Source organism: Rhizorhabdus wittichii (assembly GCF_017607425.1).
GTDB lineage: Bacteria > Pseudomonadota > Alphaproteobacteria > Sphingomonadales > Sphingomonadaceae > Rhizorhabdus > Rhizorhabdus wittichii.
Window position 1 is genome coordinate 1,759,196 of the sequence record NZ_CP059319.1, and the last position, 12,886, is coordinate 1,772,081.

General features: G+C 69.1%; 13 protein-coding genes. 8 read left to right on the forward strand and 5 right to left on the reverse strand.

Translation table 11 applies throughout. The features are described 5' to 3' along the window. Window positions 1–25: 25 nt before the first annotated feature. From HRJ34_RS08310 to HRJ34_RS08320, 3 genes are all read right to left on the reverse strand, one after another. The gene (locus tag HRJ34_RS08310) at window positions 26–769 is read right to left on the reverse strand and encodes a thioredoxin domain-containing protein (protein WP_012050866.1); all 744 of its coding nucleotides are present in this window, start codon (window positions 767–769) and stop codon (window positions 26–28) included. Window positions 770–872: 103 nt separating this feature from the next. After that, a complete protein-coding gene (locus HRJ34_RS08315) occupies window positions 873–1,598 on the reverse strand; it encodes a DsbA family protein (RefSeq protein WP_208633835.1) in 726 nt (241 codons plus the stop codon). Continuing rightward, complete coding sequence (locus HRJ34_RS08320) at window positions 1,595–2,188, reverse strand: DUF721 domain-containing protein (RefSeq protein ID WP_016746505.1); 594 nt, start codon at window positions 2,186–2,188, stop codon at window positions 1,595–1,597. Before HRJ34_RS08320 ends, HRJ34_RS08315 begins: the two co-directional genes overlap by 4 nt. Window positions 2,189–2,202: 14 nt before the next feature. On the opposite strand from HRJ34_RS08320, the gene HRJ34_RS08325 reads away from it, so the two are divergent. Together HRJ34_RS08325 and nudC are read left to right on the forward strand one after the other, a co-directional pair. Then, on the forward strand, window positions 2,203–3,237 hold the full coding sequence (locus tag HRJ34_RS08325) for an A/G-specific adenine glycosylase (RefSeq protein ID WP_208633836.1): 1,035 nt from the start codon (window positions 2,203–2,205) through the stop codon (window positions 3,235–3,237). 9 nt (window positions 3,238–3,246) lie between these two features. Further along, entirely contained in the window at window positions 3,247–4,140 is an 894-nt protein-coding gene (nudC, locus tag HRJ34_RS08330) for an NAD(+) diphosphatase (protein WP_208633837.1), read from the forward strand. A 113-nt stretch (window positions 4,141–4,253) separates the two neighbouring features. Here nudC and HRJ34_RS08335 read toward each other — a convergent pair whose 3' ends face one another. Continuing rightward, window positions 4,254–5,153 (reverse strand): prephenate dehydratase, encoded by a 900-nt coding sequence (locus tag HRJ34_RS08335; RefSeq protein ID WP_208633838.1) that lies wholly within the window; start codon window positions 5,151–5,153, stop codon window positions 4,254–4,256. Between the two features lie 160 nt (window positions 5,154–5,313). Between HRJ34_RS08335 and HRJ34_RS08340 the strand changes: the two genes are divergently transcribed. From HRJ34_RS08340 to HRJ34_RS08365, 6 genes are all read left to right on the forward strand, one after another. After that, complete coding sequence (locus HRJ34_RS08340) at window positions 5,314–5,943, forward strand: c-type cytochrome (protein ID WP_012050860.1); 630 nt, start codon at window positions 5,314–5,316, stop codon at window positions 5,941–5,943. A 351-nt stretch (window positions 5,944–6,294) separates the two neighbouring features. Then, window positions 6,295–7,452: a phosphoserine transaminase gene (locus HRJ34_RS08345; RefSeq protein WP_016746508.1), complete on the forward strand. Its 1,158-nt coding sequence runs from the start codon at window positions 6,295–6,297 to the stop codon at window positions 7,450–7,452. Between the two features lie 125 nt (window positions 7,453–7,577). Continuing rightward, the gene (serA, locus tag HRJ34_RS08350) at window positions 7,578–9,155 is read left to right on the forward strand and encodes a phosphoglycerate dehydrogenase (protein WP_012050858.1); all 1,578 of its coding nucleotides are present in this window, start codon (window positions 7,578–7,580) and stop codon (window positions 9,153–9,155) included. Window positions 9,156–9,222: 67 nt separating this feature from the next. Continuing rightward, window positions 9,223–9,633: an endonuclease domain-containing protein gene (locus tag HRJ34_RS08355; RefSeq protein WP_029548889.1), complete on the forward strand. Its 411-nt coding sequence runs from the start codon at window positions 9,223–9,225 to the stop codon at window positions 9,631–9,633. Between the two features lie 2 nt (window positions 9,634–9,635). Beyond that, window positions 9,636–10,751, forward strand: a complete 1,116-nt coding sequence (locus HRJ34_RS08360) for an ATP phosphoribosyltransferase regulatory subunit (protein WP_208633839.1) — start codon at window positions 9,636–9,638, stop codon at window positions 10,749–10,751. 69 nt (window positions 10,752–10,820) lie between these two features. Then, window positions 10,821–12,110, forward strand: coding sequence for an adenylosuccinate synthase (locus HRJ34_RS08365; protein ID WP_016746512.1), 1,290 nt, complete (start codon window positions 10,821–10,823; stop codon window positions 12,108–12,110). Window positions 12,111–12,248: 138 nt separating this feature from the next. Here HRJ34_RS08365 and HRJ34_RS08370 read toward each other — a convergent pair whose 3' ends face one another. Beyond that, on the reverse strand, window positions 12,249–12,869 hold the full coding sequence (locus HRJ34_RS08370; RefSeq protein ID WP_208633840.1) for a DJ-1/PfpI family protein: 621 nt from the start codon (window positions 12,867–12,869) through the stop codon (window positions 12,249–12,251). Window positions 12,870–12,886: the final 17 nt, after the last annotated feature.

Sequence of the window (12,886 nt, forward strand, 5' to 3'; positions counted from 1 at the left end):
CACCGATGCGCTTCCGCGCGTCATGTCAGCGAACGCGCTCGCGCAGCTTGGCCTCGAGGCCCGGCCAGTCGTAGACGCCTTCCTGGCGCTCGCCGTTGATCAGGAAATTGGGGGTGCCGTCGACCTTGTCCTCGTTGGCGCCATGGTCGCGGATCTTGAGCAGTTCGGCGAGCGCGGCCTTGTCGGACAGGCAGGCCTGGATGCGATCGGCCGGAACACCGCGCTCCTTGAAGAAGTCGCCCAGCCCCGACAGCTCGATCAGCTTGGTGAACTGCTCCTGCTGCGGCAGCCCGCCGACCGAACGCAGCGTCGCTTCGTCGACCGAGTTGAACTTGCCGACCCATTCGGTCTGGGTGGCATAGAGCTGGTCGATGAACGGGAAGAAGGTCTCGGCGCCCTGGCAGCGCGCGACCAGCGTCGCGGCGACGTCGAGCGGGTTGAGCACGAAGTTGCGATATTCCCAGCTGACCTTGCCGGTGCGGACATAGGTCTGGCGCAGCGGATCGCCGCCGACCTTGCTGAAGTCGCGACAGTGCGGGCAAGTGATCGAGGCATATTCGACCAGCTTCACCGGCGCGTCCGGATTGCCCATGCGGAAGCCGCCCTCGGGCGTCTTGACCAGCGTCGCGGTCCAGTCCTTGCCGGTATAGGGCGCGCTCGGCGCCGCCGGGGCGACGGTGTTGGTCGCGGCGTTGTCCGCGTCCTTCTTGCCGCAGGCGGTGAGCGCCAGCGCCAGGCCGATCGCAGCGACGGGAAGCAGCTTCTTCATCAGATCCTAGTCTCCAAGCAGCCGAACCCGGCCGTTGCCGACAGTGATAGCCTCGACGGCGGTCGGCGCAAGAGGCGCCGGGCGCGGCGCTCGACCTGCGGCCCTACTTCAGCGCGCCCTTGATCAGCGGTTCGAGGTCCGCCCAGCTATGGACGGCCTCCTGGCGCTGGCCGTTGATCAGCACCAGCGGGGTGCCGGGAATCTGGTCGCGCTGCCAGGCATAGCCGGCCATCTGGCCGAGCTGTTCCTTCGCCTTGGTGTCGGCCATGCAGGCCGCATAGGCTTTCGGCGTCACGCCGCGCTTCGCGAAGAAAGCGTCGAAGCCGGCCGCCTTGGCGACCGCCGCCATCTTCTCGTCGCCCGACTTGCCGTCGAAGCCGGGGATGTCCTTGGCGGTCAGCGCCTTCTCCATCCAGTCGCCCTGGGTCGCGAACAGCGCCTCCAGCGATTCGAGATAGCGGGTCGGCGGCTCGCAGCGCAGCAACAGCGAGGCGGCGAAGTCATAGCCGTCGCGGACGGCGTGGCGGACCTCGAAGCTGACCAGCCCCTTGGCGATATAGTCGCGCTGGAGCGCGGGCATCGACTGGGTCGACAGGTCGGCGCAGTGCGGGCAGGTCAGCGAGAGATATTCGACCAGCTTCACCTTCGCCGCCGGATTGCCGACGACGATCGCGCCCTCGGCGGTGCGGCTCGTCGTCGGCAGCCAGTTCTTCTTGGCGGCGACACCCGATTTGGCGGCAACGGCGGGCTTGGCGGGGGTGGCCGCAACCAGCGCGGCGGACGAAAGCAGGGCGAGCGACAGGGCCGCTCGGACGAGGATCGATATCACCGGTTGCTGTCTCCGGATGCGATGACGGGAGGTCCACTGGTCGCGGCGAGCGCGCCGGCCAGCGATTCGAGGCAGGCGCGCAGCTCGGGATCGCCGACCGTGCGCAGGCTTTCGCCCAGCTCGACCGGCACCGGACGGAGCGACGGCGGCGCCACCCGGCCGCGCGGCGGCTGAGGCGCGGCGCAGGCGCCGGGCTTGATCGCGATCCGGGCGACCGCCGAATAGCCGAAGAAGCGGTTCACCCGCTCGATGATCGTCGGCACGACATGCTGGAGCATGGTGCCGTGCGATCCCTCGACCGTCAGGGTCAGCACCCCGTCGGCGCGGCGCCCCTGCGGGAAGCGGATCGATTCGGGGATCGAGACGCGGGCGTAGCGCTCGCCGACGATCTCCGCCCAGCGGCTGACCACCGAGCTCTGGACGAAGCCGAAGCGGCGGAAGGCGGCGCGGCCGATATCGGGCACCATGTCCGCCACCGCGCGCGCCGCGCCGCCGCGCGGACGGGGTTCGCGCGCCATGGCGGCAGGCTTCTTCGCCGGGGCCTTCGTCGGGGATCGTGTCTTGCCGGTTTCGCTCATCGCGTGCTTCATGCCATAGGCGCCCCATGTCCGTCGATGCCGTCCCCGAAAATTTGCTGGCCTGGTACGATGCCCATCATCGCCGCCTGCCCTGGCGCGCCGCCCCCGGCGAGGCGCCGACCGATCCCTATCGCGTCTGGCTGTCGGAGATCATGCTGCAACAGACCACCGTCGCGGCGGTGAAGCCCTATTTCGATCGCTTCACGACGCGCTGGCCGACCGTCACCGACCTCGCCCGCGCCGACGAGGGCGAGGTGATGGCCGCCTGGGCGGGGCTCGGCTATTATGCCCGCGCCCGCAACCTGATCGCCTGCGCCCGCGCCGTCGCCGACGATCATGGCGGACGCTTTCCCGACAGCGAGGCGGGGCTGCGCGCGCTGCCCGGCATCGGCGACTACAGCGCCGCCGCGATCGCCGCGATCGCCTTCGGCCGCCGCGCGGTCGTCGTCGACGCCAATGTCGAGCGGGTGGCGAGCCGCCTGTTCGCGTTCGACGAGGCCCTCCCCAGGGCCCGCCCGGCGCTGCGCGCGCTGGTCGACCGGATCACTCCCGACGCGCGCGCCGGCGACTTCGCCCAGGCGATGATGGACCTCGGCTCCTCGATCTGCACGGTCCGCGCGCCGCAATGCCTGCTCTGCCCGCTGAGCCCCGGCTGCGCCGCGCGGATCGCCGGCAATCCCGAGGACTATCCGGTGAAGGCCGCGAAGAAGGCCAAGCCGCAGCGGCTCGGCACCGCCTTCTGGATCGAGGACGGCGCGCGCGTCTGGCTAGTGCGGCGGCCCGACAGAGGGATGCTCGGCGGCATGCGCGCGCTGCCCTCCGGCCCCTGGACCGACGAGGACCCGGGCCTCGCCGACGCGCCGGTCGACGCGCCGTGGCGCGAGGCGGGGTCGGTCGACCATGTCTTCACCCATTTCGCGCTCCGGCTGCGCGTCGTCACCGCCGTGCAACCGCTCCGCGCCAATGACGGCGAATGGTGGCCGATCGACGAGATCGAGCAGGCCGGCCTCCCCACCCTCTTCGCCCGCGCCGCCGCGCGCGCCATCGCCAGCCGCGCATAGGAGCAGATCATGGCCAGCTTCCCCGTCCCGGGCTTCACCGGATCACCGCTCGCCCGGGTCGACATCGAACGCGACCGGCCCGCCTGGTTCGAGGATCAGCGCGCCGACCCCGCCGCCCGGCTGCTGCGGCTCGACGGGCTGAAGCCGGTGCTCGACGAGGACGGGCGGCTGAGCTGGGGTCCGCTGTCGGAGGCGCCGGCCGGCGTCGGGCTCGCCCTGCTCGGCCTGATCGACGGCGCGCCGCGCTTCGTCGCGCTGACCGCAAGCCCGGCCGAGGGCGACCAGCGCGGCGAGTCGATCGCGATCGCGCGGACGATGACCGAGCCCGGCGCCAGCGCGACCTATGCCGCGGCCCGCTCGCTGGTCGACTGGCATGCGCGCCACCGCTTCTGCGCCAATTGCGGCCGGCCGACCGGCGTCGCGCGGTCGGGCTGGGCGCGCTTCTGCCTGGCGGTCGAGGGCGGCTGCGGCGCCGAGCATTTCCCGCGCACCGACCCGGTGGTGATCATGCTGGCCGAGCATGAGGGCCGCGTCCTGCTCGGCCGCAACATCCGCGCGCCCAATGGCTTCTATTCGGCGCTGGCCGGCTTCCTGGAGGTGGGCGAGTCGATCGAGGAGGCCGTCGCGCGCGAGCTGAACGAGGAAGCGGGCGTCGTCGTCACCGGGGTCCGCTACGTCACCAGCCAGCCCTGGCCCTTCCCCTCGCAACTGATGATCGCCTGCATCGCCACGGTCGAGAGCGACGCGCTGACCCTCGACACCAACGAACTGGGCGACGCGCTCTGGGCGACGAAGGACGAGGTCCGCGCGGCGCTGGCCGGCGATCCCGGCACCGCCTTCCGCGTCCCCTTCCCGATCGCGATCGCCCACACGCTGCTCACCGCCTGGGTGAACGGGGCGTAGTCAGACCTCGCCCTCATGAACCGTCATCCCGGCGAAAGCCGGGATCTCATTTCTTCTTTCGGCGAGCAGGCAGGGAGATTCCAGCTTTCGCTGGAATGACGAGAACGGCCTGATCAACCGAAGCCGCGCTCGCGGGCCCGGGGATAGGTGCCGAGCAGACGCACCCATTTGGTGTGGAAGGCCAGTTCCTCGAGCGCGCGGCGGATGTGCGGCTCGTCGGGATGCCCCTCGATGTCGGCGTAGAATTCGGTCGCGGAGAAGGTCGCGCCGCGCTGGTAGCTCTCCAGCTTGGTCATCTGGACCCCGTTGGTCGCGAAGCCGCCCAGCGCCTTGTAGAGCGCCGCCGGGATGTTCTTCACCTCGAAGATGAAGGTGGTCATCACCGGGCCGTCGTCGGGGGCGACGTCGCGCGCCTCGCGGGCGAGGACCACGAAGCGGGTCGTGTTGTCGGCCGAGTCCACGATGTTCTTCTCGACCGCCTTCAACCCGTAGATGCCGGCCGAGATCGACGGCGCCAGCGCGCCGAGATGCGGATCGCCGGCCTCGGCCACCGCAGCGGCGGCGCCGGCCGTGTCGGGATAGGCGACCGGCGCGATGCCATTGGCGCGCAGCCAGTGGCGGCATTGGCCCAGCGCCTGCGGATGGCTCATCACCCTGGTGATCTTGCCGTGCCCGGGCAGCGCCATCAGCGTGTAGTTGATGTGGAGGAAATGCTCGCCGGTGATGACGAGGCCCGACTCGGGCAGCAGGAAATGCATGTCGGCGACGCGGCCGTGCAGCGAATTCTCGATCGGGATCACCGCGCAGTCGGCGCGGAAATCGCGCACCGCGTCGAGCGCGTCCTCGAAACTGAAACAGGGAACGGGCAGAGCGTTGGGCACCGCCTCCAGCACGGCGATGTGCGAGTTGGCGCCGGGCGCGCCCTGAAACGCCACGGCCCGCGCCGGTTCGGCCTCTGCGGCGGCGGTCATTTCGGCGACGAGCGCCTGGGCGGGGGCTGGATAGTTCTGCATCACGGGCGCGGATTAGGCGGCTGCCGCGTCGGCCGCAAGCCGCCCGGCGACATATTAGCGCGTTCCAACGCTTGCGGAGCACCGGAAGCGATTCTAAAGGGGGCGCGAATTCGGCGTGGGCACTTCCCCCCCACGCTGCCAATGGGAGCTGTAGGGGCACATGGACGATCGCGCGAACACTATTGCCGGCTGGGCGCTGGCTGGCGGCATTGCCGCATTGGGCCTTTCGATCCTCAGCGGCGAATATTTCAAGGCCGAGCGTCCGGAAAAGATGGGCTATGTGGTCGAGGGCGTCGAGGAAGAAGGCGACGCCGGCGCTGCTGCCGCGGCCGACAAGCCGATCGCCTTCTACCTCGCCAGCGCCGATCCGGCGAAGGGCGCCGACGTCTTCAAGAAGTGCGCCGCCTGCCACAATGCCGCGAACGGCGGCCCGAATGCGCTCGGCCCGAATCTGTGGGGCGTCCTCGGCGAGGGCGTCGGCCAGGGCGCGCACGGCTTCGCCTTCTCCGATGCGCTCAAGTCGAAGGGCGGCACCTGGGACTGGCAGAATCTCAGCGACTGGCTGAAGAGCCCGAAGGCGTTCGCGCCGGGCACCAAGATGACCTTCGCGGGCCTCTCCAAGCCCGAGGATCGCGCCAACGTCATCGCCTATCTCAACCAGCAGAGCAATTCGCCGCGGCCGATGCCGGCGGTGCCCGCCGAGGCAGCGGCCCCGGCGGCCGAAGGCGGCGCGGCCGACAATGCCGCGGCCCCGGCCGAGGGCGGCAACGAGGCGGCGCCCGCCAAGTAAGCGGTCCGCATCGCGACAGGATAGAAGCCCCGGGGTTCCGCTCCGGGGCTTTTTCTTTGCTGGGCGCCCCCCCCTTCTCCTCGCGTCATGCCAGCGAAGGTTGGCATCCATGTCTGTTTTCTCCCCGATGGTCATCTGGCCGATGAGAGACATGGACCCCTGCCTTCGCAGGGGTGACAATTGTTCTCGAACAACCTATTGAGATTTCAGTTTTTATATTTCGCTGCAACAGCGAACGATATTTTCGCCCCCGACCCTTTTCAGTCATTGACTTGCCCCATTCCATCTCTAGAAGCGGCGGCGGGCCACGCTGTCCCAACGCAGCGCGTGCTCTCTGTGAGGAGAGTCTATATGACTGATATTGCTCGCCCGGCTTCCAAGCCGGCACGTCCCCATTTCTCTTCCGGCCCCTGCGCTAAGCCGCCCGGCTGGTCCCCCGAAAAACTCGCTACCGGATCGCTCGGCCGTTCGCATCGGTCGAAGCTCGGCAAGGCGCGCATCAACCATGCCGTCGACCTGACCCGCGAGATCCTGGGCGTCCCCGCCACCCATCGCATCGGCATCGTCCCCGGATCGGACACCGGCGCGGTCGAGATGGCGCTGTGGAGCCTGCTCGGCGCGCGCAAGGCCACGATGGTCGCTTGGGAGAGCTTCGGTGAGGGTTGGGTCACCGATGTCGTCAAGCAGCTCAAGATCGAGGCCGACGTGGTCAAGGCGCCCTATGGCAGCCTCCCCGACCTCGCCGCGCTCGACCAGTCGACCGACATCGTCTTCACCTGGAACGGCACCACCTCGGGCGTGCGCGTTCCGAATGGCGACTGGATCAGGGACGATCGCGAGGGCCTGACCATCGCCGACGCGACCTCGGCCTGCTTCGCGATGGACCTGCCCTGGGACAAGCTCGATGTCGTCACCTTCTCCTGGCAGAAGGTGCTGGGCGGCGAAGGCGCGCACGGCATCCTGGTGCTCGGCCCCCGCGCGGTCGAGCGGCTGGAGAGCTACACCCCGGCCTGGCCGCTGCCGAAGATCTTCCGCATGACCAAGGGCGGCAAGCTGATCGAGGGCATCTTCAAGGGCGAGACGATCAACACGCCGTCGATGCTGGCGATCGAGGATTATATCCACAGCCTCGAATGGGCGAAGTCGATCGGCGGCCTGGACGCGCTGATCGCCCGCGCCGACGCCAACGCCGCGGCGCTCGACGCCTGGGTGCAGCGGACCGACTGGATCGACCATCTCGCGGCCGACCCGGCCTCGCGCTCGAACACCTCGGTCTGCCTGAAGTTCGCGGACGGCGCGGTCGAGGGTCTCGACGACGAGGCGAAGCTCGCCCTCGTCAAGAAGATCGCCGGCGCGCTCGAGCTCGAGGACGCGGCCTATGACGTCGCCGGCTATCGCGACGCGCCTCCGGGCCTGCGGGTCTGGTGCGGCGGCACCGTCGAGACCGCCGACGTCGAGGCGCTCGGCCCCTGGCTCGACTGGGCCTGGGCCCAGGCCCGCGCGGCGTAAGCCGGGCTTCCCCTCTCTCACCGTCATTCCAGCGAAAGCTGGAATCTCCCTGCCTTCCACCTTTTCAGAAAAGGGAGATCCCGGCTTTCGCCGGGATGACGGGTTAAATCCAAGGATCAAGAATCATGCCCAAGGTACTGATTTCCGACAAGATGGACCCGCTCGCCGCGCAGATCTTCCGCAACCGCGGGATCGAGGTCGACGAGATCACCGGCAAGACCAAGGACGAGCTGATCGCGATGATCGGCCAGTATGACGGCCTCGCCATCCGTTCGGCGACCAAGGTCACCAAGGACGTCCTCGCCGCCGCGACCAACCTCAAGGTCGTCGGCCGCGCCGGCATCGGCGTCGACAATGTCGACATCCCCGCCGCCTCGGCCAAGGGCGTGGTGGTGATGAACACCCCGTTCGGCAACTCGATCACCACCGCCGAGCATGCGATCGCGCTGATGTTCGCCCTCGCCCGCGACCTGCCCGAGGCCGACAAGTCGACCCAGGCCGGCAAGTGGGAGAAGAACCGCTTCATGGGCGTCGAGGTGACCAACAAGGTCCTCGGCCTGATCGGCGCCGGCAATATCGGCTCGATCGTCGCCGACCGCGCGATCGGCCTGAAGATGAAGGTGGTCGCCTATGATCCCTTCCTGACCCCCGAGCGTGCCGTCGAGATGGGCGTCGAGAAGGTCAATCTCGATGACCTGCTCGCCCGCGCCGACTTCATCACGCTGCACACGCCGCTGACCGATTCGACCAAGAACATCCTGTCGAAGGAGAATCTGGCGAAGACCAAGAAGGGCGTGCGCATCGTCAACTGCGCGCGCGGCGGCCTGATCGACGAGGCGGCGCTCAAGGAAGCGCTCGACAGCGGCCATGTCGCGGGCGCCGCGCTCGACGTGTTCGTCACCGAGCCGGCGACCGAATCGCCGCTGTTCGGCACCCCCGGCTTCATCTCGACCCCGCACCTCGGCGCGTCGACCAACGAGGCGCAGGTCAACGTCGCGATCCAGGTCGCCGAGCAGATGGCCGACTTCCTGCTGTCGGGCGGCGTCACCAACGCGCTCAACATGCCGTCGCTGTCGGCCGAGGAAGCGCCGAAGCTGAAGCCCTACATGGCGCTGGCCGAGCATCTCGGCGCGCTGGTCGGCCAGCTCGAGGGCGACGCGATCAAGGCGGTCGCGATCGAGGTCGAGGGCGCCGCCGCCGAGCTCAACCAGAAGCCGATCACCGGCGCGGTGCTCGCCGGGCTGATGGGCGTCTATTCGGACACGGTGAACATGGTCAACGCGCCCTTCCTGGCGAAGGAACGCGGCCTCGACCTGCGCGAGGTGCGCCATGATCGCGAGGGCGACTATTCGACCCTGGTCCGCGTCACCGTCACCACGGCGGAGGGCGCCAAGTCGGTCGCCGGCACGCTGTTCGCCAACGCCGAGCCGCGCCTCGTCGAGATCTACGGCGTCAAGGTCGAGGCCGACCTGGGCGGCACGATGCTCTACATCGTCAACGTCGACGCGCCGGGCTTCATCGGCCGCCTCGGCTCGACGCTGGGCGAGGCGAACGTCAACATCGGCACCTTCCACCTCGGCCGCCGCTCGGCCGGCGGCGAGGCGGTGCTGCTGCTGTCGGTCGACACCCCCGTCGACGACGCGCTCAAGGCGAAGATCGCCCAGCTCCCCGGCGTGAAGACCGCCAAGGCGCTGAGCTTCTGACATCCCGAAAAGCCCTCTCCCCTCTGGGGAGAGGGTTGGGAGAGGGGCAGTGGTGGAGGCTCGCGCGATGCCGCGGATCGACGAAACCCTCAAGGCCCGCGCCCGGGCGATGCGCTCGCAACAGACGCCGGCCGAAGCGAAACTCTGGTCGCTGCTGCGGGCTCACCGCTTCGCTCATGTGAAATTCGCCCGACAGGTCGTCGTCGCTCCGTACATCCTCGACTTCGCCGCACGCTCAAGAAAAATCGCGATTGAGCTCGACGGGGATACACATGCGCACAGATTGCAGTATGACGCCGCCCGAACCGCCTATCTGGAATCGAGGGGCTATCGCGTGATCCGCTTCACCAATGCGGACATAATGGGGAATATCGAGGGCGTCGCCGCGATGATCGGCGCCGCGCTCGACGGGGAGTCGCGTGCCATCTCCACGTCGGCCCCTCTCCCCGGCCCTCTCCCCAGAGGGGAGAGGGAGTAAGAATGACCATCGCCCCCGGATTGCTGCCCGAAGGACTTCGCGATCGCCTGCCCCCGCAGGCGGAGGCCGGGTCGCGGCTGCTCCATCGGGTGATCGTCGCGATCGGCCAGCACGGCTATGCGCGGGTGTCGCCGCCGCTCGCCGAGTTCGAGGAGGGACTGGTCGGCCAGCTCAAGTCGGCCGGCGCGCGCGACCTGCTCCGCTTCGTCGATCCGGTCTCGCAGCGCACCCTGGCGCTGCGTCCCGACATCACCGCCCAGGTCGGCCGCATCGCCGCGACCCGGATGGGCCACCGCCCGCGTCCGCTCCGCCTCGCTTATGGCGGCCCGGTGCTCAAGCTGCGCGCCACCCAGCTCCGCCCCGAGCGCGAGCTGACCCAGGCGGGCGCCGAGCTGATCGGCACCGACAGCCTCGCCGCGGTGATCGAGATATTGCGCGTCGCGGTCGAAGCGCTCGAAGTGGCGGGCGTCACCGGCATCACCGTCGACCTCACCTTGCCCGACCTGGTCGAGACGCTCGCGGCCGGGGCGATGCCGCTGCCCGCCGACAAGGTCGACGCGGCCCGCGCGATGCTCGATGCCAAGGATGCGGGCGGGCTCGCCACGCTCGGCGCCGACGCCTACCTTCCCTTCATCGAGGCGGCCGGCCCGGTCGGCCCGGCGCTCGCCAAGCTGCGCGCGATCGCCGGCGCGCAGACGCTCGACAAGCGGCTCGCAGCGATCGAGGCGATCGTCGCCGCGATCGGCGACCGCGTCGCGCTGACGCTCGACCCGACCGAGCGGCACGGTTTCGAATATCAGACCTGGATCGGCTTCTCGCTGTTCGGCGACGGCCTGTCGGGCGAGATCGGCCGCGGCGGCAGCTACACGATCGTCCATCCCGACGGGACCGAGGAGAAGGCGATCGGCTTCTCGCTGTTCATCGATCCGCTGGTCGACGTCGGCCTCGGCGCGGTCGAGCATCGCCGGGTGTTCCTGCCGCTCGGCACCGACGCGGCGACCGGCGCGGCATTGCGCGCCGACGACTGGATCACCATCGCGGCGCTGTCGGAAAGCGACGACGCGGCGGCGCTCGGCTGCACGCATATCCTTCGGGGAACCACTCCCGAAGCCATTTGAATCCCCTCCTCCGCCCGTCCCTCGACATCGCTCGGGACGAACGGAGGTTAAACTGAACAGGACAGATTGATGGCCAACGTCACGGTGATCGGCGCCCAATGGGGCGATGAGGGCAAGGGCAAGATCGTCGACTGGCTCGCCGAGCGCGCCCATGTCGTCGTCCGCTTTCAGGGCGGCCACAATGCCGGCCACACGCTGGTCGTCGGCAACCAGACCTACAAGCTCAGCCTGCTGCCCTCGGGCATCGTCCGCGGCACGCTGTCGGTGATCGGCAACGGCGTGGTGTTCGACCCCTGGCATTTCCGCGACGAGGTCGCCAAGCTCCAGGGCCAGGGCGTCACCATCACCCCCGACAACCTCCAGATCGCCGAGACGGCGCCGCTGATCCTGCCCTTCCACCGCGACCTCGACGGGCTGCGCGAGGACGCCAGCGGATCGGGCAAGATCGGCACCACCCGGCGCGGCATCGGCCCGGCCTATGAGGACAAGGTCGGCCGCCGCGCGATCCGGGTCTGCGACCTCGCCCATCTCGACGATCTCGAACTGCAGCTCGACCGCATCTGCGCGCACCACGACGCGCTGCGCGCCGGCTTCAACGAGCCGCCGATCGACCGCGAAGCGCTCAAGGCGCAGCTCGCCGAGATCGCCGACTTCATCCTGCCCTTCGCCAAGCCGGTCTGGCTGACCCTCAACGAGGCGCGCAAGGCGGGCCGCCGCATCCTGTTCGAAGGCGCGCAGGGCGTGCTGCTCGACATCGACCACGGCACCTATCCGTTCGTCACCTCGTCGAACACGATCGCCGGCACCGCCTCGGGCGGATCGGGCCTCGGCCCGTCGGCGGCGGGCTTCGTGCTCGGCATCGTCAAGGCCTACACCACCCGCGTCGGATCGGGCCCCTTCCCGTCCGAGCTGGAGGACGAGATGGGCCAGCGGCTCGGCGAGCGCGGCCACGAGTTCGGCACCGTCACCGGCCGCAAGCGCCGCTGCGGCTGGTTCGACGCGGTGCTGGTGCGCCAGTCGGCCGCGGTCTCGGGCATCACCGGCGTGGCGCTGACCAAGCTCGACGTGCTCGACGGCTTCGACGAGATCAAGATCTGCACCGGCTATGAGCTGGACGGCAGGACCTACGACTATCTGCCGCCGCACCCGCAGGACCAGGCGCGCGTCACCCCGATCTACGAGACGATCGAGGGCTGGAGCCAGTCGACCGCCGGCGCGCGGAGCTGGGCCGAGCTGCCGGCCCAGGCGATCAAATATATCCGCCGCGTCGAGGAGCTGATCCAGTGCCCGGTCGCGCTGGTCTCGACCAGCCCCGAGCGCGAGGACACGATCCTGGTCCGCGATCCCTTCGCGGATTGATCGCCCGCCGCACGCACCACACGCACCAATAGCCGTCATGCCAGCGAAGGCTGGCATCCATGTCTATATTCTTCTCAGATGCCATCTCGGGTGATGAGAGACATGGGCCCCTGCCTCCGCCGGGGTGACGAGGAGATTTCAGGCCGCGCTCGCCTCTGCCGCCGGCAGAAACGGCGCGATCACGCCCAGCGCGCGATCGATCCAGGCCTGCTTCTCGCCGACCGGCGCGACATAATGGAGCGCGTCCGCGGCATCCTCGATCGAGCCGCCGCGCGCGATCATCCAGGCGGCGAGATAGTGCGACGCCATGCAGCCGCCCGCCGTCGCGACATTGCCGTGCGCGACGAACGGCGCGTCGATCACCTCGACCCCGGCCTCGACCACCCAGGGCTTGGTGGTAAGGTCGGTGCAGGCCGGCAGCGCGCCGACCAGGCCTAGCTTCGCCAGCAGCAGCGTCCCCGAGCATTGCGCGGCGATGAGCTGGCGCGCGGGATCGAGCCGGATGCGGGCGAGCATCGCCGGATCGGCGGCGATCTCGCGGGTCCTGATCCCGCTGCCGATCACCACGGCGTCCGCCTCGGCCGCGAATTCGAGCGGCTTCTGGCGGGTGATCGTCACCCCGTTCATCGACGTGACCGTCTCCGACGGCGACGCGATATGCGCCATCCATCCCCTGGCCCGCATCCGGTTGAGGATGGACGAGGCGATGAAGGAATCGAGCTCGTTGAAGCCGTCGAAGGTGAGGACCGCGATCTGCATGACGGGCACAGAACATC

Bases quoted from the DNA above. Each gene is read 5' to 3' on its own strand.
- HRJ34_RS08310 (WP_012050866.1), bottom strand. From the start codon at position 769: ATGAAGAAGCTGCTTCCCGTCGCTGCGATCGGCCTGGCGCTGGCGCTC.
- HRJ34_RS08320 (WP_016746505.1), bottom strand. From the start codon at position 2,188: ATGAAGCACGCGATGAGCGAAACCGGCAAGACACGATCCCCGACGAAG.
- HRJ34_RS08325 (WP_208633836.1), top strand. From the start codon at position 2,203: ATGTCCGTCGATGCCGTCCCCGAAAATTTGCTGGCCTGGTACGATGCC.
- nudC (WP_208633837.1), top strand. From the start codon at position 3,247: ATGGCCAGCTTCCCCGTCCCGGGCTTCACCGGATCACCGCTCGCCCGG.
- HRJ34_RS08335 (WP_208633838.1), bottom strand. From the start codon at position 5,153: ATGCAGAACTATCCAGCCCCCGCCCAGGCGCTCGTCGCCGAAATGACC.
- HRJ34_RS08340 (WP_012050860.1), top strand. From the start codon at position 5,314: ATGGACGATCGCGCGAACACTATTGCCGGCTGGGCGCTGGCTGGCGGC.
- HRJ34_RS08345 (WP_016746508.1), top strand. From the start codon at position 6,295: ATGACTGATATTGCTCGCCCGGCTTCCAAGCCGGCACGTCCCCATTTC.
- serA (WP_012050858.1), top strand. From the start codon at position 7,578: ATGCCCAAGGTACTGATTTCCGACAAGATGGACCCGCTCGCCGCGCAG.
- HRJ34_RS08355 (WP_029548889.1), top strand. From the start codon at position 9,223: ATGCCGCGGATCGACGAAACCCTCAAGGCCCGCGCCCGGGCGATGCGC.
- HRJ34_RS08360 (WP_208633839.1), top strand. From the start codon at position 9,636: ATGACCATCGCCCCCGGATTGCTGCCCGAAGGACTTCGCGATCGCCTG.
- HRJ34_RS08365 (WP_016746512.1), top strand. From the start codon at position 10,821: ATGGCCAACGTCACGGTGATCGGCGCCCAATGGGGCGATGAGGGCAAG.
- HRJ34_RS08370 (WP_208633840.1), bottom strand. From the start codon at position 12,869: ATGCAGATCGCGGTCCTCACCTTCGACGGCTTCAACGAGCTCGATTCC.